The following is a 19,334-nucleotide window of genomic DNA, read 5'->3' as shown; positions in this document are numbered from 1 at the left end:
TCGTTGAGCGAGCGCAGCGAGACGAAACGCGGCAGTCAGCCGTTTCGCTCGAGGCGACCCGCGCTACCCCCGCGCAACCGCGCGGACCGCCTCGCCGACGAGCGCGGCGAGCTGCGCAGGTGCGCCGTCGGGCAGCGGGGTCCTGCCGAACGTGAAGCGCACCGAGGTCTGGGCGACCTCGGGCGGGATGCCGCAGGCAAGGAGCACATGCGAGGGCTCGTCGCTCCCCGCCGCGCACGCCGACCCGCTCGAGGAGACGACCCCCCGACGCTCGAGTTCGAGCAGCACCGCTTCGCCGCTCACCCCGGCGAACGTGAAGCTGGCGGTGCCGGGAAGCCTGTGCACCGGATCTCCCGTGAGCAGAGCCTGCGGAACCGCGGCGAGAACATCCGCGATGAACCGCTGCGTGTCAGCGCCCACCTGTGCCGAGAGCGCCGCACGCTCGGCATCCGCCAGCTCCAGGGCTGTCACGAGCGCCACGGCCCCCGCGACGTCTTCGGTGCCGGAGCGCCGACCTCGCTCCTGCCCGCCGCCGTGCAGCAGCGGCTCCAGGGGAATGCGCCCGCGAACCGCCAGCGCCCCGATGCCCTTCGGGGCGCCGAGCTTGTGGCCGGCGACCGCGACGGCATCCGCCCCCAGAACGTCCAGGGGCAGCCAGCCGGCCGACTGCACCGCGTCGACGTGCAGCAGCACGCCCGCGTCCTGCGTCAGGGTGCGGATCGCCGCCACATCCTGCACCGTGCCGATCTCGTTGTTCGCATGACCGATCGCGACCAGGGCGGTGTCGGGGCGGATGGCGGCGGCCACGGCATCCGCACTGATCCTCCCCGCCGAATCGACCTCGAGCGACGTCACCTCGACCCCATGCAGACGGCGGAGGTAGTCCGCCGACTCGAGGATCGACTCGTGCTCGATGGGGGAGACGACGAGATGCCGACGGTCGGATCGGAGCACGATGCCCTTCACCGCGAGGTTGTTCGCCTCGGTGCCGCCGCTCGTGAACACGACGTCTCCCGCCCGCATCCCGAGCACTCGCGCCACGCGACGCCTGGCGTCCTCGAGTGCGCTCGCCGCAGCCTCCCCGACGGTGTGGTGGCTCGACGGATTGCCGAACACGCCCGTCAGGTACGGGCGCATCGCGTCGAGGACCTCGGAGCGCACGGGGGAGGCGGCGGCATGGTCGAGGTACAGCATCAGTCGATCCGCACGTCCAGGCCCAGATCGAGCGCGCGCGCGGAATGCGTCAGGGCGCCGACCGAGATCACATCGACGCCTGTCTCAGCGATGCCGCGGACGGTGTCGAGGTCGACGCCTCCCGAGGCCTCCGCCTGCGCCCGGTCGCCGATCAGCGCGACTCCTGCGCGCAGGTCGCCTAATGAGAAGTTGTCGAGCAGCACGGTGTGCGCTCCGCCGTCGAGCACCGCCTCTATCTGGTCCAGCCGATCGACTTCGACCACCACGTGCGTGGTGTGCGGCAGTCGCGAGAAGGCCTGCCGCAGAGCCGTGGCGAGGTCGGCACCCGAGCGCTGCAGCACGGCGAGATGGTTGTCCTTGGCCATCACGGCGTCCGACAGCGAGTACCGGTGGTTGCGCCCTCCGCCACAGGCGACTGCGTGCCGTTCGAAGGCGCGCAGTCCCGGGGTGGTCTTGCGGGTGTCGGCGATGCGCGCCTTCGTGCCGGCGATCCGGCGCACAAAGGCGGCGGTCAGCGTTGCGATGCCGCTCATGCGCTGCGTGAAGTTCAGCGCGACGCGCTCGGCGGTGAGGATGCTGCGCGCCGATCCCGACACCGACGCCAGCACGTCGCCGGCCGCGAACTCGTCGCCGTCGCCCACGTGCACGTCGATCGTGAGTGCGGGATCGGTGAGGGCGAAGGCGGCGGTGAAGACCTGCCCTCCGCTGAAGACACCGGATTCGCGAGCGACGAGGTCGGCGGTCGCCGTCGCCTCCTCCGGCAGCAGTGCGGTACTGGTCAGATCGCCCCAGGGGGCGTCCTCCTCGAGTGCAGCGCCGACGACGCGGGTGATGGTGACAGCGGTGAGCATCAGACTCTCTCCAGTTCCGAGGTTTCGATGTAGTGGGCGCCCACGCTGACGGTGCGGGTCAGAGCAGCGGATGCGGTCGCCTCGGCGAGCAGGAGGAGATTCGCATCCTCGTGCTCGGGCACGGTCGCGGGGGTATCCATGGCCTCGCGCCAGGCGCGGACGGTCGCCAGCGCATGCGCGAGCCCGTTCTCCGTACGCAGCAGCCCGACCTCATCCCACATGAGCTGCTGCAGCGCTGCGCGAGAGAAGCTCTCCTGATGGTTCCGGTCGCGAACCTGGTCCTCAGGACGTGAGGGAGTCGACCCGGTCAGCGACCGGAACACGGGATGCGGGGTCGGAGCACCCAGAGCCTCGGCGGCGCGAGCGCCGAACACGGCCCCCTCGAGCAGCGAGTTGCTCGCGAGGCGGTTCGCGCCGTGCACCCCGGTGCGGGCGGTCTCGCCGACAGCCGAGAGTCCGGTGAGGCTCGTGCGGCCGTCGAGGTCGGTGACGATCCCGCCCATCAGATAGTGCGCCGCGGGCGTCACAGGAATCGGCTCGCGAGACCAGTCGAAGCCGCGCTCACGCGTCACCCGGTCGATCGTGGGGAACCGGCTCGCGAGCCGTTCGGCGCCGAGCATCGTGGCATCGAGCCGCACGGGCGACTCCTGCCGGGCCCCCTGGCGCGCGATCGCGCGCGACACGACGTCCCGCGGGGCGAGTTCGCCATCGGGGTGGGCGTCGAAGACGAAGCGCCGCCCTTCATCGTCGATCAGTGTCGCGCCCTCGCCGCGCACGGCCTCCGACACGAGGAACGCCGGCTCCGAGGCGAGGATCGTCGGGTGGAACTGCACGAACTCGAGGTCTGCGACAGCGGCTCCCGCGCGGATCGCCGCCGCGATCCCGTCGCCGGTCGTGCCGACGGGATTCGTGGTGTGGGCGTACAGGTGTCCGGCGCCCCCGGTCGCGAGGATGACGGCATCCGCCTCGAGATCCGACACGAGATCGCCGATGAGCACGCGGATGCCGCGCACGGCGTGCTCGCGGACCAGCAGATCGACCAGGAACGCGTGCTCGATCACCTCGATCGTCGTGCGTCGGACGGCCGCGACCAGCGCCTGCGAGATCGCGGCGCCCGTCGCATCCCCGCCCGCGTGCACGATGCGCGCGTGACTGTGAGCGGCCTCGCGGCCCAGCAGCAGTTCACCGTCGGGGGAGCGGTCGAACGCGACTCCCCGCGCGATCAGCTCGGCGATGCGGGCGGACGCCTCGTGCACGAGCACGTCCACGGCGGCGGCGTCCGACAGACCGGCACCCGCATCCAGCGTGTCGGCGGCATGTCGTTCGGCCGAATCCCGCGGCCCGTACACCCCGGCGACGCCGCCCTGCGCGAATCCGGTGCTGCCGTCGCCGAGCGCGCCCTTCGTGACGATGCGCGTGCGGTGCCCCGCCTCTTGCGCGTGCAGCGCGGCGGTGAGGCCCGCGATACCGGAGCCGACGACGACGACGTTCATCTCGTCCCCGCCCCGACCGGCGGCTTCGCCGCCAGCATCCGCTCCAGGGCGACCCGAGCAGGGGCCGCCACGTCGTCCGACACCGTGATGCGGTTGGGGGTGCGGCCGGCCACGAGCTCTTCGAGCACCCACGCGAGGTAGCCGGGGTGGATGCGGTACATGGTCGAGCACGGGCAGACCACCGGGTCGAGGCAGAAGATCTCGTGCTGCGGAAACTGTGCCGCGAGACGGCGGACGAGGTTGATCTCGGTGCCGATCGCGAAGGTGGTGGGCTCGGTCGCGGCCTCGATCGCTTTGCGGATGTAGTCGGTCGAGCCCGCCTCATCCGCGGCGTCGACGACCTCCATCGGGCACTCGGGGTGCACGATCACGCGCACGCCGGCGTGCTCGGCGCGCGCCTGCTCGATCTGCGCCACTGTGAAGCGGCGGTGCACCGAGCAGAAGCCGTGCCAGAGGATGACCTGCGCGTCTTCCAGCTCGGACGCCGTCGATCCGCCGAGCGCCTTGCGCGGGTTCCACATCGGCATCCGCTCGAGCGGCACTCCCATGGCCTTGGCGGTGTTCCGCCCCAGGTGCTGATCAGGGAAGAACAGCACCCGGCGCCCCCGCTCGAAGGCCCACTCCAGCACCGTCTTCGCGTTCGAGGACGTGCACACGATGCCGCCGTGCCGCCCGACGAAGCCCTTGATGGCCGCGGAGGAGTTCATGTAGGTCACGGGGATGACGGGGACGCGGCCGTCGGCATCGACAGCATCCATGTCGCCGTAGATCTCGCCCAGCTGCTCCCAGCAGTCCTCGACCTGGTCGATGTCGGCCATGTCTGCCATCGAGCAGCCGGCGGCGAGGTTCGGCAGGATGACCGCCTGCTCGGGTGTCGAGAGCAGGTCGGCGGTCTCGGCCATGAAGTGCACGCCGCAGAAGACGATCGCCTCGGCATCCGCCCTGCTCTTGGCGGCCGTCGCGAGCTGGAAGGAGTCGCCCACGTAGTCCGCGTGCTGCACGACCTCTTCGCGCTGGTAGAAATGCCCGAGCACGACCACTCGGTCGCCGAGCGTGTGCTTCGCCGCACGGATTCGGGCGTCGAGCTCGGCCTCGCTCGCCTCGCGGTACTCGGCAGGAAGCTCGCCCTGCCGAGGAGCGCCGGTCGGAATCACGTCACCCATCGAGGAGCCGGGACCATAGCCCGGGCGGGCGTCGAAGTCCCACGGGCCCGCCGCGAGATCTGTGCTGCAGGTGGCGTCCGTCGACGCTCCGCTCACGATCGCCTGCAGGTGGTGATCGACGGAGGGGTCGAGCCGGGTCACCGGAATGATGGTGGTCATCGGATGCTCGTTTCTTCGGGGCCGAGCGGACCGCGATCGGCCAGCGCGACGTCGGTGTTGTAGCGGTACAGGCGGGCAGGACGGTGGCTTCCGGTGCGGAAGCGGTCGGTGGGGAGCAGATTTCCCGAGGCCTCGACCTGGCGGCGGAAGTTGGCGGGATCGAGGTTCTTGCCGAGGATCGCCTCGTAGGCTTCGCGGAGATCGGCGAGCGTGAACTCCGAGGGAAGGAACCCGTGCGCGACGCGGCTGTAGCCGACCTTGTTCCGCAGTCGCCACAGCGCGTACTCGATGATCTTCGCGTGGTCGAAGGCGAGCTGCGGCAGATCGTGGACATCGAACCAGCGCACGTTCTCCGGTGCGTGCCCTGATGCCCGATGTGCTTCGCTCTGCGCGTCGACATCGTCCTGACGAAGCAGAGCCCAGTAGACGATCGAGACGACCCGGGTGGGGGAGCGGTCGACGGCGCCGAACGCGTAGAGCTGCTCGAGGTAGCTGGGAGCGAGACCCGTGGTCTCGGACAGGGTGCGGGCGGATGCATCCACCGGCGACTCCGCGGACGTGAGCCACCCGCCAGGGAGCGCCCATTGATCGGCGAACGGCTCGCGGGTGCGCAGCACGAGGGGCAGGGCGAGCACGGCCTCGCCGGACTCCGCACGGCGCAACGTGAGGATGACTGTCGACACCGCCACTCTTATGCTTTGAGTCATAGCTACCTTAACCTCCTTTCACGATCTTAGTGTCTGCGTGACACTTACTGCCAGTCGATGACGTCACAGTCCGTCGAGTCCGAAACGTTATCTCCCGACGGCGATGACCCTTGTCACCCCCGATGGGGTTTGTTAGGTTACTGTCCTAACAAACCCCTTCGAGGGTTTCCCCGAACCCCGACCGGGGTTCACTCCATCCGGAGATCCCTCCTGCAGTGCAGCACCGAGAGGAAACACCAGAATGATCCGAAACGGACGGCGCAAGACAGCGCTCGCCGCGGTGGCGGGGGCATCCGTCCTCGCCCTCGGCCTGACGGCCTGCGGAACCGGCGGCGGGGGCGACGCCCCTGAGGCGACAGGCTTCGACGCCGAGGCGGCGAAGGGGCAGGACATCACCTTCTGGGTGATGGGCGGCGACACCCCGGACGAAGCGCGCGAGTACCTGATCGACGCCTACGCCGACGCCACCGGCGGAAAGCTCACGATCGAGCAGCAGGACTGGAGCGATGCGCTCACCAAGCTGACCAACCAGCTCCCCGACGCGAAGAACACCCCCGACGTCACGGAGATCGGCAACACCTGGTCGCCCACCTTCACCACAGCCGGGGCATTCACCGATCTGAGCCCGATCTACGAGGATCTGGGCGGCGACAAGCTGCTCCCGTCGTTCGTCGAAGTCGGCGAGGTCGACGGAAAGCAGTACGCCCTGCCGTACTACTTCGGCTCCCGCTACATCACCTACCGCAAGGACATCTGGTCCGCTGCGGGACTCGATGTCCCGAAGACGCTGGACGAGTTCGGCGAGTCGGTCGCGAAGCTGCGCACGGACTCGCAGTCGGGCTTCTACATCGGCGGCCAGGACTGGCGCAACGGCATCTCGTGGATCTTCGCCAACGGGGGAGAGCTCGCCGTGAAGGACGGCGACAAGTGGTCGTCGTCGCTGTCGGACCCGAAGACGATCGCGGGCCTCGAGCAGTTCCAGGAGATCTTCACGAGCGCCTCGAACGCGCCGGCGACCGAAGACGACTCGACGCCGTGGATCAACATCAACAACGACAAGAACGGGGCGGCACCCACGGCGGCGACGATCATCGCTCCCGGCTGGGCGCACTGGTCGATCGGCGACTACACCGGTGACGACGACAAGGGCGCCGAGGTGCGGGAGTGGAACGACGCCACCTTCGGCGTCTTCCCGCTTCCCGGGGTCGAAGAGGGAACGGTCGCTCCGGTCTTCGCGGGCGGCTCCAACATCGGCATCTCCGCCAAGAGCGAGAACCAGGCCGGCGCGAAGGAGCTGCTGCGGATCATCTTCTCGGATGAGTACCAGAGCATGCTCGCGAAGAACGGCCTGGGACCCGCGAACGTCGACTTCGTCGGCGATCTCGGCGACGACCAGTTCGCGAAGGCCCTGATCGACTCCGCGCTCGGCTCCAAGCTCACGCCGGCCGCTCCCGGCTGGGCCGCGGTCGAGGGTCAGAAGATCCTCGAGGAGTTCTTCGGCAAGATCGCCGAGGGCGGCGACGTCGCCGCCCTCGCCAAGGAGTACGACGCCAAGATCGATGAGGTCATCAACGGCTGACATTTCCGTCCGGGGATCGGGCTGGCCCGATCCCCGGACACCCGAAGAGACAGGCGAGACCCCGCTCATGACCACCACCGTCGTTCCCGTCAGGCGCGAGAAGCGCGCGAGGAAGGGGGGCACCGAACCCTCGGCACGGCGCATCGCGCTCGCTCCCTACCTCCTCATCCTCGGCGCCGTTCTCGTCCTGCTGCTCGGCATGGGCTACCCGGTCGTCTGGCAGATCGTCACGTCGTTCCAGAAGTACGGCGCCCTCCAGCAGCTGGGCGGCAAGGCGCCCGACTTCGTATGGTTCGACAACTACATCGCGATCGCGGGCAACAGCACGTTCTGGGCCGTCGTCACGAGATCAGTGATCTTCTGCCTGGTCACCGCCTTCATCACGATCGTTATCGGGGTGCTGCTGGCTCTGCTGATGACGAAGGTTCACGCCGTCGCGAGATTCGTTCTGCAGATCGCACTGCTGCTCGCCTGGGCGATGCCTGTGATCGCCGCCATGACCGTCTTCATCTGGCTCTTCGACCGCCAGCGCGGCGTCGTCAACTACCTGCTCAGCCTGATCCCCGGCGTCGACATGAACGGCTTCAACTGGATCGGCACGACGCCGCTGCTCTTCTTCACGGTCGCCTCGATCATCATCGTCTGGATGTCGGTGCCGTTCGTCGCGTTCTCGGCCTTCGCCGGACTCACCCAGGTGAGCGGCGAGGTGCTCGAGGCGAGCCATCTCGACGGCGCCGGTGCTGTGCAGCGATTCCGCTTCATCATCTTCCCGGTGCTCAAGCCCGTGATCGCGATCGTGCTGCTCCTGAACCTGATCTGGGATCTCCGTGTGTTCGCGCAGATCACGCTGCTGCAGGACGCGGGCCCCAAGTCGACCGACTACGACCTGCTGGGCACCTACATCTACAAGACCGGCGTCGCGGGTCTCGACTTCGGCGGCGGCGCCGCGATGTCGATCTTCGTGCTCGCGCTCACGATCGCGCTGAGCTGGTTCTATGTCCGCAACCTCGTGAAGGAGGAGAGTCGGTGACGTCTGCAACGACCACGGCCCGCCCCGCGGCATCCGCCGCCGCACGCGTGGAGAAGACGCGAGTGCAGAAGCACAGCATCCCCGTGCGCCGAAGGCCGTTCGCCGTCGGCCGATGGCTGCTCAGCGGCCTCGCCCTGATCCTGGCGCTGATCTGGGTGTTCCCCGTCTACTGGATGATCAACTCGTCCATGCTCTCGACGGCGACGCTCGAGTCCTTCACGCCGACGTTCTTCCCGGTCGGCGGCTCGCTCTCCAACTTCGCGGCGGTCCTCACGCCCTCCTTCTTCTCCGCACTCGCCGTGAGCGTGGGCGTCACGCTGCTCTCCGTGGCGGTGTGCCTGACGTTCGCCTTCCTCGCGTCGATCGCGATCAGCCGGTTCCGCTTCCGCGGTCGCGTGTCGTTCATCGTCACGATCCTCCTGATCCAGATGCTTCCGGCGGAGGGGCTGTTCATCGCCCAGTACAAGATGATGTCCGCGTTCGGGCTGCTCAGCAACGTGCTCGGGCTGAGCATCCTCTACGTCGCAGCCGTCGTGCCGTTCACGATCTGGATGCTGCGCGGGTTCGTCGCAGGAGTGCCGGTCGAGCTCGAGGAGGCGGCCATGATCGACGGCCTCAGCCGGACGCAGGCGTTCGTGCGCATCACCCTGCCGCTGCTCGCACCAGGGCTGGTGGCGTCAGGGGTCTTCGCGTTCCTGCAGTGCTGGAACGAGTTCACCGTGGCCCTCGTCATCATGGAGAACAACCGGACTCTTCCGCTGTGGCTGCGCGGCTTCGTGCAGCAGAGCGCCACGCAGGCGATCGACTGGGGTCAGGTGATGGCGGCGTCGACCATCGTGGCGATCCCCGTCATCGTCTTCTTCGTGATCGTGCAGGGACGGATGACGAGCGGGCTCGTCTCGGGCGCGGTCAAGGGGTGAGACCCGGCCCTGGAGCCCTGGGCCGATCAGGCTAGACTGGGACCACAATCGAACACAGGCCGCATGACGTGTGCGGGAGAGCCCGGTGCACACAGCCGGGCGCCGAAGGAGCAAGCCTCCCCGCCAATCTCTCAGGCACCCCCACCGCTCACGTCCGGCCGCTCTGGAAAGAGATGCTCCGGCATCCGCCGACGGTGAAAGCCCTGCTCAGGGCGAAGCTCTCAGGCCCATGACAGAGGGGGAGTTCCGAGGACCGGCGGTGTCGCCGTTCCGCCCGCCCACGCCCGGGAGAACTCCATGTCCGATCCCCGCTACACCCCGCTGCGCGAGCGCCATGAGGCGCTCGGTGCATCGTTCACCGACTTCGGCGGCTGGCAGATGCCGGTGCGCTACACGTCCGACCTCGCCGAGCATCACGCCGTACGGAAGTCGGCAGGCATCTTCGACATCTCGCACATGGCGGAGTTCACGATCCGCGGCGCGGGCGCCGCGGACTACCTCGACTACGCCTTGGCGGGGCGCCTCTCGGCTCTCGCGGTCGGCAAGGCGAAGTACTCGCTGCTGCTGGCCGAGACCGGCGGCATCATCGACGACGTGATCGTGTACCGCCTGCAGGACGACGACTTCCTGATCATCTCGAACGCCGGCAACCGCGACGCCGTCCGAGAAGCGCTCTCGGCGCGCACCGGCAGCTACGACGTCAGCGTCGTCGACGTCTCGGACGACTACGCGCTGATCGCGGTGCAGGGGCCGAACGCGGAGGCGATTCTCGCTGCCACGCATGGCATCAACGAGGTCAGCGTCCCGTGGGCCGAGCAGAAGTACTATGCCTGGGCCACGGCGACCTACGCGGGCAAGCCGCTCCTGCTCGCACGCACCGGCTACACCGGCGAGGACGGTTTCGAGCTGCTCGTCGCCGCAGAGGATGCGACCTCGCTGTGGGATGCCGCGCTCGCCGCCGGCGAGCCGCACGGTCTCGTGCCCGCCGGCCTCGCCGCGCGCGACACCCTCCGACTCGAGGCGGGCATGCCGCTGTACGGCCACGAGCTGAGCCTCGACACGAAGCCTGCACAGGCCGGGCTCGGCCGCGTCGTCGTCACCACGAAGGAGAACTTCGTCGGCAAGGATGGCGTGGACGCCGCGGCCGACGCCGCGGTCCTCGTCGGCCTCGAAGCCTCGGGGAAGCGCGCCGGCCGTGCCGGATACGCGGTGGTCTCCGAAGACGGCGCCGTGCTCGGAGAGATCACGAGCGGCGCGCTGAGCCCGACGCTCGGCCACCCGATCGCGATGGCCTACGTGACTCCGTCTTCCGCGGAAGAGGGAACCGCAGTATTCCTTGACGTGCGGGGCACCAGGATCCCCGCGACCGTGACCGCCCTGCCTTTCTACCGGAGGACAAAATGACCGATCTCAATTCACTCAAGTACACCGACGAGCACGAGTGGATCGCCGCTGACGGCGACACCCTCACGATCGGCATCACCGACTACGCGGCCGAGAAGCTCGGCGACGTGGTGTTCGTCGAGCTCCCGGCGGTCGGTACCGAGATCACCGCGGGCTCCGTGGTCGGTGAGATCGAGTCGACCAAGTCGGTCGGCGAGCTCTACGCCCCGGTCGCGGGCACCGTCGTCGAGATCAACGACGCGGTCGTCGACGACCCCTCCCTCGTGAACTCCGAGCCGTTCGAGGGCGGCTGGCTCATCAAGGTCTCGGCCGCTGCCGGCGCCGTCGACGGGCTGCTCGACCGCGACGCGTACGTCGCACTCACGGAGGGCTGATCCCCAAGTGGTCTCTTTCGCCGATCGTCACATCGGAACACCGGCATCCGCCCAGCGCATCATGCTCGATGCGCTCGGCGTCGCGGACACCGACGCACCCGTCGAGCAGCTGATGCGCCAGGCGGTGCCGGCTTCCATCTACACCGAGGCCACAGCGGACAGCACGATCCCTCGTGCCGCGAGCGAGACCGAGGCTCTCGCCGAGCTGCGCGCGCTGGCGTCGCGCAACACCGTGAACCGGCCGATGATCGGCCTCGGATACTACGGCACGATCACCCCGCAGGTGATCCAGCGCAACGTGCTCGAGAACCCGTCCTGGTACACGGCGTACACGCCGTATCAGCCCGAGATCTCGCAGGGGCGCCTCGAGGCGCTCATCAACTTCCAGACGATGGTCGCGGAGCTCACCGGGCTCACCACGGCGAACGCCTCGATGCTCGACGAATCGACGGCCGTCGTCGAGGGCATGCTGCTCGCCCGGCGGGCCGCGAAGACGGCGTCGAACGTGTTCGCGGTCGACGCCGACGCCCTGCCGCAGACGAAGGCCCTGCTCGCGGCCAGAGCGGATGCGGTCGGCATCGAGCTCGTCACGGTCGACTTCGCCGCAGGGGAGGAGCTGCCCGCCGAGCTGTTCGGCGTCTTCGTGCAGTACCCCGGCGCGTCCGGCCGGGTCTGGGACCCATCCGCAGTCATCGACGCGGCTCACGTGGCCGGCGGCCTGGCCGTCGTCGCGGCAGACCTACTCGCCCTCACGCTCATCGCCTCGCCGGGTTCGCTCGGCGCCGATGTCGCCGTGGGCACCACCCAGCGGTTCGGCGTGCCGATGGGATTCGGCGGACCGCACGCCGGCTACATGGCGGTGCGCGCCGGCCTCGAGCGTCAGCTGCCGGGTCGCCTCGTAGGCGTGTCGGTGGATGCCGACGGCAAGCCCGCCTACCGCCTCTCGCTGCAGACGCGCGAGCAGCACATCCGACGGGAGAAGGCGACCTCGAACATCTGCACCGCGCAGGTGCTCCTCGCCGTGATGGCGTCGATGTACGCGGTCTACCATGGCCCCGACGGCCTGCGCTCGATCGCCGCCGAGACCGCGGCGAAGGCCGCGCTGCTGCGCGACTGGCTCGCCGACACCGGTGCCGAGATCGTCCACGATGCGTTCTTCGACACGGTCCAGGTCCGGGTGCCCGGTCGCGCGGCCGAGTTCGCGGAGCAGGCGCACCACGGCTACGGCATTCTGCTGCACGTGGCGGATGCCGACACGATCGGCATCTCGGTCGACGAGACGACCACAGTCAGCGAGCTGCACCAGGTCGCCATGGTCTTCGGAGGCAAGCAGGAGCGGGCATTCGGGTTCTTCGGCACCGGATCGCAGGGCGCCCTGCCCGAGTCGCTGCTGCGACAGGACGAATACCTCACCCACCCTGTCTTCCACGCGCACCGCAGCGAGACGGCGATGATGCGGTACCTGAAGAGCCTGGCCGATCGCGACTACGCGCTCGACCGCGGCATGATCCCGCTCGGGTCCTGCACGATGAAGCTCAACGCCGCGACCGAGATGGCGGCCATCACGTGGCCCGAGTTCGCCGGCATCCACCCGTTCGCCCCGGCCTCCGACGTCGCCGGCTACCTCGATCTCATCACACAGCTCGAGGGCTGGCTCGCCGAGGTCACCGGCTACGACGCGGTGTCGCTGCAGCCGAACGCCGGCTCGCAGGGCGAACTCGCGGGACTCCTCGCGATCCGCGGCTACCACCACGCGAACGGCGACGCGCACCGCACGGTGTGCCTCATCCCGTCATCCGCTCACGGCACCAACGCGGCATCCGCAGTGCTCGCCGGCATGAAGGTGGTCGTGGTCGCGACCGACGAGCTCGGCAACGTCGACCTCGATGACCTCCGAGCCAAGATCGCGCAGCACGCCGACGACCTCGCAGCTCTCATGATCACCTACCCGTCCACGCACGGCGTGTACGAGCACGACGTGGTCGAGATCACGGCGGCGGTGCACGAGGCCGGGGGCCAGGTGTACGTCGACGGCGCGAACCTCAACGCCCTGCTCGGGTACGCGCGCTTCGGCGATCTCGGGGGCGACGTCTCGCACCTCAACCTGCACAAGACGTTCGCGATCCCGCACGGCGGCGGCGGGCCCGGGGTGGGCCCGGTGGCGGCGAAGTCGCATCTCGCGCCGTTCCTGCCCTCGCACCCGCTGGCGCAGCGGGCCGAGCACGCGGGCGGCTTCGTGTTCGAGGGCGGCCCGGTCTCGGCAGCCCCCTACGGATCGGCCGGAGTCCTGCCGATCTCCTGGGCGTATGTGCGCATGATGGGGGCCGACGGGCTTCGCGAGGCGACCGCGGCTGCGGTGCTCTCGGCCAACTACATCGCGGCGCGCCTCGGCGAGCACTTCCCCGTTCTGTACACCGGCGAGAACGGGCGCGTCGCGCACGAGTGCATCCTCGACCTGCGCCCGCTCAAGGAGGCCACCGGCATCACCGTCGACGACGTCGCCAAGCGGCTCATCGACTACGGCTTCCACGCCCCGACGATGTCGTTCCCGGTCGCGGGCACGCTCATGGTCGAGCCGACCGAGTCCGAGGACCTCGGCGAGATCGAGCGCTTCATCGAGGCGATGATCATGATCAAGGCCGAGGCGGATGCCACAGCCAGCGGTCGCTGGCCGGCAGACGACAATCCGCTGGTCCATGCGCCGCACACCGCGGTGTCGCTGATCTCGGGGGAGTGGACGCACGCGTACACCCGCGAGGAGGCGGCCTATCCGGTCCACGCCCTCGTGGCGGGCAAGTACTGGCCTCCGGTGCGCCGCATCGATCAGGCCTATGGCGACCGCAACCTCGTCTGCGCCTGCCCTCCCATCGAGGCGTTCGCCTGAACCGCTGAGGATCCGGCCCCGACGGCGCCGCGCGCATCCCGAGCGATGCACGCGGCGCCGTCGTCGTTTCGCGACATGACACCGTGTGTCGGCCGTGTGTCCGGTTGATCGCAACTCAGTAACGGTTGATTCACGGAATGCGGCGTATGCGAGACCTCGGGTTAGTCTCGATTATCCCTGCGCGACCGATGACGCTCGTGCAGTACCCGCATTGTCCACAGGAGGACGCACGTGAAACGCAACAGGATCGCCCTCGCGGGCACCGCCCTGCTCGCCGCAGGTGTCATGGCACTTGCCGGCTGCTCGGCCGGCGGCGACGCCGGCAACGGCGGCGAAGAGACCGGCGCATCGACCGGCATCGTCACCGTTCAGAGCAACGAGCCCCAGAACCCCCTTCTGCCCGCAGTCACCAACGAGGTCGGCGGCGGCCTGGTTCTGCAGAACATCTTCGCCGGGCTCGTCTATTACGAAGCAGACGGCAAGGTCGCGAACGAGCTGGCCGAGTCCATCGAGTCCGACGACAACCAGACCTGGACCATCAAGATCAAGAAGGACCAGGAGTTCAGCGACGGCACGCCGCTCACCGCCGAGTCGTTCGTGAAGGCGTGGCAGTACGCAGCCGCCGACCCGGCATACGAGAACCAGTGGTGGTTCTCGAACTTCGCCGGCTACAACGACGGCGGTGACGACCCGGACAACCCCGCTGTCGTCGAGGACTCGCTGTCTCTCGACGTCGTCGACGACACGACCTTCACGGTCGAGCTCGCGGCTCCTCAATCGGACTTCCCGACGACTCTCGGCTACCAGGTGTTCGCGCCGCTTCCCGAGTCGTTCTTCGACGACCCTGACGCCTTCGGCCAGAACCCCGTCGGCAACGGCCCGTACAAGCTCGACAAGTGGGAGCACGACGCTGTCATCTCCCTCGTCCCGAACGACAAGTACGACGGTCCGCGCAAGCCGCAGAACGGCGGCGTCGACCTGGTCGTCTACGGCACCGCAGACGCGGCCTACGCCGACCTGCTCTCCGACAACCTCGACGTGATCAACCCCGGCGTCCCGCCGTCCGCGCTGGCCACGTACAAGGACGACCTGGGCGACCGCGCCGTCGACCAGCCCGCCGCCATCTGGGAGGGTCTGACCATCCCCGCGCGTCTGGCTCACTTCGGCAACGACGAAGAGGGCAACCTGCGTCGTCAGGCGATCTCCTACGCGATCGACCGCGACCAGGTCACCGACGTGATCTTCGAGGGCACCCGCACCCCGGCCGTCGACTACACCTCCCCGGTGATCGCAGGCTGGAACGACAAGATCAAGGGCTCCGAGGTCACGCACGCCGACGCCGACAAGGCGAAGGAGCTGTGGGCTCAGGCCGACGCCATCTCGCCGTGGAGCGGCACGTTCACCATCGCGTACAACGCCGATGGCGGACACCAGCCGTGGGTCGACGCGGTCTCGAACCAGATCAAGAACACGCTGGGCATCGACGCTGCCGGTCAGTCCTTCCCCGACCTGGCGACGCTGCGCGCCGAGATCAAGAACCGCACCCTGAACGCCGCAACGCGTTCGGGCTGGCAGTTCGACTACCCGGGTGCGTACAACATCCTGGGTGCGCTGTTCATCACCGGTGCCGGCTCCAACGACGGCGACTACTCGAACCCCAAGTACGACGAGCTCGTGCAGAAGGGCGCGACGGCTCCCACGGTCGAAGAGGGCAACAAGTACTTCGAGCAGGCGCAGGAGGTCCTGTTCCAGGACCTGCCCGTCCTCCCGCTGTGGTACCGCTCCACCAACGCCGGCTACTCGACCGCGGTCGACAACGTCGAGTACGGCTGGGACAGCTGGCCGATCATCTACCAGATCACCAAGGCCGAGTAAGACTCAGGTCCTGATCTGACACCGCCGTGCGGGGCGTCGCGAAAGCGGCGCCCCGCACGGCGCAGTTCGGTAATACGCAATGACTGCCTACATCATTCGTCGCCTGCTCCAGGCGATCCCCGTCTTCCTCGGTGCGACCTTCCTGATCTACTCGATGGTCTTCCTGCTCCCCGGCGACCCGATCCTGGCCCTGTTCGGCGACAAGACGCCGACCGATGCCCAGTACGCCGCGCTGCAGGCGAAGTTCCACCTGGACCAGCCGTTCTTCACGCGCTACCTCATCTATCTCGGCGACCTGTTCCAGGGCAACCTGGGCACGACCTTCCGCGGTCAGAGCGTCAACGAGATCCTCGTCGCCAAGTTCCCGACGACTCTCCGACTCGCTCTGCTGGCGATCGTCATCCAGCTCGTATTCGGCGTCGTCGTCGGACTCATCGCCGGTCTGCGCAAGAACAGCGTCTTCGACTATGCGTCGATGCTCCTGAGCCTCGTGCTCATCTCCATGCCCGTCTTCGTGCTCGCCTTCATCGCGCAGTACTTCCTCGCTCTCGAGCTGGGGCTGTTCCGTGCGACCGTCGGCAGAGGGGCGCCCTGGGCGGATCTCATGCTGCCGGCGATCGTGCTGGCGGCGTTGAACTTCGCCTACGTCGTGCGCCTCACGCGCGGCTCGGTCATCGAGACCCGCCAGCAGGACTTCGTGCGCATGGCGTACGGCAAGGGACTGCCGACGTCGCGGGTCATCCCCGTGCACGTGCTGCGCAACTCGATGATCCCCGTCACCACGAACCTGGCTGCGGACTTCGGAATCCTGATCGTCGGCGCGACGGTCACCGAGGGCGTCTTCAACGTCCCCGGCATCGGAAACGAGCTGTTCAAGGCCATCAACCAGCACGACGGCCCGGAGATCGTCTCGATCGTCACGGTGCTCGTCGTCATCTACGTCATGGTCAACCTGGTCATCGACCTGCTCTACGGCGTGCTCGACCCGAGGATCCGCTATGTCCGATAAGACTCCCATCCGCCGTATGGCGCACTATGTGGCCGAGGTCGACGAGGGCGGTCTCGGCGCCGTCGATGCCGTCCGCGTCGCAGAGCGCAAGAGCAACCTGTGGCTGGACGCCTGGCGCGACCTCCGTGGCCGCTGGATGTTCTGGATCGCCGGCGTGTTCGTGGTGTTCCTGATCATCGTGGCGCTGTTCCCGAGCATGTTCGCGCCGCTCGACCCGTTCGCATGCGATCTGAACAACTCGAACGACGGACCGGCACCAGGGCACCCGTTCGGCTACAACTTCCAGGGCTGCGACGTGTACTCGCGCGTCGTGCACGGAACCAGCACCTCGCTGTCGGTCGGCATCATCGTGACGATCATCATCGCGGTGATGGGCATCGTGATCGGCGCGTTCGCCGGCTTCTTCGGAGGTTGGATCGACTCGCTGCTCATGCGCATCGGCGACATGTTCTTCGCGATCCCCTACGTGCTCGCGGCCGTGGTCATCATGTCGGTGTTCCTGAACGACAGGAACATCCTCGTGGTGTCGCTCGCGATCGGCTTCTTCGGATGGCCGGCGACTGCGCGCATCCTGCGTGCGGAGATCCTCCGCGTGCGCTCGGCCGACTACGTCATGGCGTCCGAGGCGCTCGGCGTGTCGCGCGTGCGCACCATGTTCACGCACGTGATGCCGAACTCGATCGCTCCGGTGATCGTGCTCTCGACCGTGGGACTCGCCGCGGCGATCACCGCGGAGGCGACGCTGTCGTTCCTCGGTGTCGGCCTGCCGCCCGAGTTCATCTCGTGGGGCAATGACATCGCGCAGGCGCAGAACCGTCTGCGCACCGACCCGATGCCACTCATCTGGCCGTCCATCGCGCTGTCCCTCACCGTCCTGTCGTTCATCATGCTCGGCGAGACGGTGCGCGACGCGCTCGACCCGAAGGCGAGGGCGCTGCGATGAGCATTCCCGACACTCACGAAGGCCTCGGCCGCACGGATCCCGGCGTTCCGCTGCTCTCCGTGGAGAACCTCGAAGTGGCATTCCGCACCCAGGACGGGTTCGTCCCGGCCGTCCGCGGCATCAGCTTCGACATCTACCCCGGCGAGACCATGGCGATCGTCGGCGAGTCCGGCTCCGGCAAGTCGACGACCGCGCATGCGATCATCAACCTGCTGCCCGGCAGCGGTCAGATCACCGGCGGTGCGGTGAAGTTCGAGGGGCGAGACCTCACGAAGCTCACCCGTCCGCAGATCGAGGACGTGCGCGGCAAGCTCATCGGCCTGGTTCCCCAGGACCCGATGAACAGCCTCAACCCGGTGCACCGGATCGGCTTCCAGGTCGAGGAGACGATCCTCGCCAACGGACAGGCTCAGGGGCGCAGGGAGGCGCGCAAGCGCGCGATCCAGGTGCTGCAGGAGGCGGGGCTCGCAGACGCCGACAAGCGTCTTCGTCAGTTCCCGCACGAGTTCTCCGGTGGCATGCGCCAGCGCGTTCTGATCGGCATCGGGCTCTCGTCCGATCCGAAGCTGCTGATCGCCGACGAGCCGACCAGCGCACTCGACGTCACCGTGCAGAAGAGGATCCTCGACCACCTCGAGACCCTGACCGCCGAGCGCAACACCGCGGTGCTGTTCATCACCCACGACCTCGGCCTCGCCGCGGAGCGGGCGGAGAACCTCGTGGTGATGCACCGCGGGCGCATCGTCGAGTCGGGACCCGCCCTCGAGATCCTGCAGAACCCGCAGCACCCGTACACGCAGCGCCTCGTCTCCGCGGCCCCGAGCCTCGCCTCGAAGCGCATCCAGGCGGCGGCGACGGGAGGCACAGACCCTCTGGCCGACGCACTGGCGGAGTCGACCGGCACGGTCGACCTCGCGAGCATCGCTCACCTGGAGGCGACGGAAGACGCCGCCCCGGTGATCGAGTTCCGCGATGTCACGAAGGTGTACAAGCTCCGAGGCAACGGCTTCCGCTCGACCGACTTCACGGCCGTCGACAAGATGTCGTTCCAGGTTCCCAAGGGCTCGACGATGGCGATCGTCGGCGAGTCGGGCTCCGGCAAGTCGACGGCGGCCAAGATGCTGCTGCGGCTCGAGAAGAAGACGTCCGGCAAGATCCTCGTGAACGGGCAGGACACCGACGAGCTGTCGCGTCCGAAGCTGCAGGCCCTGCGTCGCCAGATGCAGCCCGTGTTCCAGGATCCGTACGGCTCTCTGGATCCGCTGCACAACATCGGAAACACGGTCGCGGAGCCTCTCCGGGTGCACGGCGTGGGCGACTCCGCCTCCCGGCGAGCACGCGTGCTCGAGGTGCTCGACCAGGTGGCACTGCCGGCGAGCGTCGCCGACCGCTACCCGAACGAGCTCTCCGGCGGACAGCGTCAGCGTGTCGCGATCGCGCGCGCACTGGCGCTGAAGCCCGAGATCGTGGTGCTCGACGAGGCGGTGTCGGCTCTGGACGTGCTGGTGCAGGCGCAGGTGCTGAATCTGCTGGCCGAGCTGCAGTCCGAGCTCGGGCTCACGTACCTGTTCATCACGCATGACCTCGCGGTCGTCCGCGTGATCGCAGACCACGTGTGCGTCATGGAGAAGGGCCGAGTGGTCGAGCAGGGCACCGTCGACGACATCTTCGCCAACCCGCAGGAGGAGTACACCGAGCGGCTCCTGCAGGCCATCCCCGGCGCCTCGATCACACTGGGCGGCCACTGAG

Annotated in this window: 15 protein-coding genes and 1 riboswitch; of the genes, 10 read left to right on the top strand and 5 right to left on the bottom strand. The window is 68.2% G+C overall.

Going from position 1 to position 19,334, the window contains the following annotated elements:
- Positions 1-63: 63 nt before the first annotated feature.
- From RS84_RS17820 to RS84_RS17800, 5 genes are read right to left on the bottom strand one after another with little or no spacing between them, the layout of a single operon-like run.
- Positions 64-1,194, bottom strand: a complete 1,131-nt coding sequence (locus tag RS84_RS17820) for a cysteine desulfurase family protein (RefSeq protein WP_045259047.1) — start codon at positions 1,192-1,194, stop codon at positions 64-66.
- The gene (nadC, locus tag RS84_RS17815; protein WP_045259046.1) at positions 1,194-2,045 is read right to left on the bottom strand and encodes a carboxylating nicotinate-nucleotide diphosphorylase; all 852 of its coding nucleotides are present in this window, start codon (positions 2,043-2,045) and stop codon (positions 1,194-1,196) included. Before nadC ends, RS84_RS17820 begins: the two co-directional genes overlap by 1 nt.
- Positions 2,045-3,538: an L-aspartate oxidase gene (nadB, locus tag RS84_RS17810; RefSeq protein ID WP_045259045.1), complete on the bottom strand. Its 1,494-nt coding sequence runs from the start codon at positions 3,536-3,538 to the stop codon at positions 2,045-2,047. Before nadB ends, nadC begins: the two co-directional genes overlap by 1 nt.
- Entirely contained in the window at positions 3,535-4,860 is a 1,326-nt protein-coding gene (gene nadA, locus RS84_RS17805) for a quinolinate synthase NadA (protein WP_045259044.1), read from the bottom strand. The genes nadB and nadA overlap by 4 nt, the downstream gene beginning before the upstream one ends.
- Positions 4,857-5,567, bottom strand: coding sequence for an NUDIX hydrolase (locus tag RS84_RS17800; RefSeq protein ID WP_045259043.1), 711 nt, complete (start codon positions 5,565-5,567; stop codon positions 4,857-4,859). Before RS84_RS17800 ends, nadA begins: the two co-directional genes overlap by 4 nt.
- Before the next feature lie 241 nt (positions 5,568-5,808).
- On the opposite strand from RS84_RS17800, the gene RS84_RS17795 reads away from it, so the two are divergent.
- From RS84_RS17795 to RS84_RS17750, 10 genes are all read left to right on the top strand, one after another.
- Positions 5,809-7,146: an extracellular solute-binding protein gene (locus tag RS84_RS17795; protein WP_045259042.1), complete on the top strand. Its 1,338-nt coding sequence runs from the start codon at positions 5,809-5,811 to the stop codon at positions 7,144-7,146.
- Positions 7,147-7,213: 67 nt separating this feature from the next.
- Positions 7,214-8,176: a carbohydrate ABC transporter permease gene (locus RS84_RS17790; RefSeq protein WP_082062252.1), complete on the top strand. Its 963-nt coding sequence runs from the start codon at positions 7,214-7,216 to the stop codon at positions 8,174-8,176.
- Positions 8,173-9,096: a carbohydrate ABC transporter permease gene (locus RS84_RS17785; protein ID WP_414738824.1), complete on the top strand. Its 924-nt coding sequence runs from the start codon at positions 8,173-8,175 to the stop codon at positions 9,094-9,096. Before RS84_RS17790 ends, RS84_RS17785 begins: the two co-directional genes overlap by 4 nt.
- Before the next feature lie 63 nt (positions 9,097-9,159).
- Positions 9,160-9,253, top strand: a riboswitch (glycine riboswitch).
- Positions 9,254-9,393: 140 nt separating this feature from the next.
- Entirely contained in the window at positions 9,394-10,500 is a 1,107-nt protein-coding gene (gcvT, locus tag RS84_RS17780) for a glycine cleavage system aminomethyltransferase GcvT (protein WP_045259041.1), read from the top strand.
- Positions 10,497-10,874: a glycine cleavage system protein GcvH gene (gene gcvH / locus RS84_RS17775; protein WP_045259040.1), complete on the top strand. Its 378-nt coding sequence runs from the start codon at positions 10,497-10,499 to the stop codon at positions 10,872-10,874. The genes gcvT and gcvH overlap by 4 nt, the downstream gene beginning before the upstream one ends.
- A 61-nt stretch (positions 10,875-10,935) precedes the next feature.
- Positions 10,936-13,758, top strand: coding sequence for an aminomethyl-transferring glycine dehydrogenase (gene gcvP, locus RS84_RS17770; RefSeq protein WP_045259316.1), 2,823 nt, complete (start codon positions 10,936-10,938; stop codon positions 13,756-13,758).
- A 231-nt stretch (positions 13,759-13,989) separates the two neighbouring features.
- A complete protein-coding gene (locus RS84_RS17765) occupies positions 13,990-15,633 on the top strand; it encodes a peptide ABC transporter substrate-binding protein (protein WP_045259039.1) in 1,644 nt (547 codons plus the stop codon).
- Between the two features lie 79 nt (positions 15,634-15,712).
- Positions 15,713-16,642, top strand: a complete 930-nt coding sequence (locus RS84_RS17760; RefSeq protein WP_045259038.1) for an ABC transporter permease — start codon at positions 15,713-15,715, stop codon at positions 16,640-16,642.
- Complete coding sequence (locus tag RS84_RS17755; RefSeq protein WP_045259037.1) at positions 16,632-17,585, top strand: ABC transporter permease; 954 nt, start codon at positions 16,632-16,634, stop codon at positions 17,583-17,585. The genes RS84_RS17760 and RS84_RS17755 overlap by 11 nt, the downstream gene beginning before the upstream one ends.
- Positions 17,582-19,333, top strand: a complete 1,752-nt coding sequence (locus tag RS84_RS17750; RefSeq protein WP_045259036.1) for an ABC transporter ATP-binding protein — start codon at positions 17,582-17,584, stop codon at positions 19,331-19,333. The genes RS84_RS17755 and RS84_RS17750 overlap by 4 nt, the downstream gene beginning before the upstream one ends.
- Position 19,334 lies beyond the last annotated feature (1 nt).

This window comes from Microbacterium hydrocarbonoxydans (assembly GCF_000956475.1).
In the GTDB taxonomy this organism is placed as follows: domain Bacteria; phylum Actinomycetota; class Actinomycetes; order Actinomycetales; family Microbacteriaceae; genus Microbacterium; species Microbacterium hydrocarbonoxydans_A.
This window is presented reverse-complemented; position numbering and strand designations above follow the sequence as displayed.

Bases quoted from the DNA above. Each gene is read 5' to 3' on its own strand.
- RS84_RS17790 (WP_082062252.1), top strand. From the start codon at position 7,214: ATGACCACCACCGTCGTTCCCGTCAGGCGCGAGAAGCGCGCGAGGAAG.
- nadA (WP_045259044.1), bottom strand. From the start codon at position 4,860: ATGACCACCATCATTCCGGTGACCCGGCTCGACCCCTCCGTCGATCAC.
- gcvT (WP_045259041.1), top strand. From the start codon at position 9,394: ATGTCCGATCCCCGCTACACCCCGCTGCGCGAGCGCCATGAGGCGCTC.
- RS84_RS17795 (WP_045259042.1), top strand. From the start codon at position 5,809: ATGATCCGAAACGGACGGCGCAAGACAGCGCTCGCCGCGGTGGCGGGG.
- nadB (WP_045259045.1), bottom strand. From the start codon at position 3,538: ATGAACGTCGTCGTCGTCGGCTCCGGTATCGCGGGCCTCACCGCCGCG.
- RS84_RS17755 (WP_045259037.1), top strand. From the start codon at position 16,632: ATGTCCGATAAGACTCCCATCCGCCGTATGGCGCACTATGTGGCCGAG.
- gcvP (WP_045259316.1), top strand. From the start codon at position 10,936: ATGCTCGATGCGCTCGGCGTCGCGGACACCGACGCACCCGTCGAGCAG.
- RS84_RS17800 (WP_045259043.1), bottom strand. From the start codon at position 5,567: ATGACTCAAAGCATAAGAGTGGCGGTGTCGACAGTCATCCTCACGTTG.
- gcvH (WP_045259040.1), top strand. From the start codon at position 10,497: ATGACCGATCTCAATTCACTCAAGTACACCGACGAGCACGAGTGGATC.
- nadC (WP_045259046.1), bottom strand. From the start codon at position 2,045: ATGCTCACCGCTGTCACCATCACCCGCGTCGTCGGCGCTGCACTCGAG.
- RS84_RS17820 (WP_045259047.1), bottom strand. From the start codon at position 1,194: ATGCTGTACCTCGACCATGCCGCCGCCTCCCCCGTGCGCTCCGAGGTC.
- RS84_RS17750 (WP_045259036.1), top strand. From the start codon at position 17,582: ATGAGCATTCCCGACACTCACGAAGGCCTCGGCCGCACGGATCCCGGC.
- RS84_RS17760 (WP_045259038.1), top strand. From the start codon at position 15,713: ATGACTGCCTACATCATTCGTCGCCTGCTCCAGGCGATCCCCGTCTTC.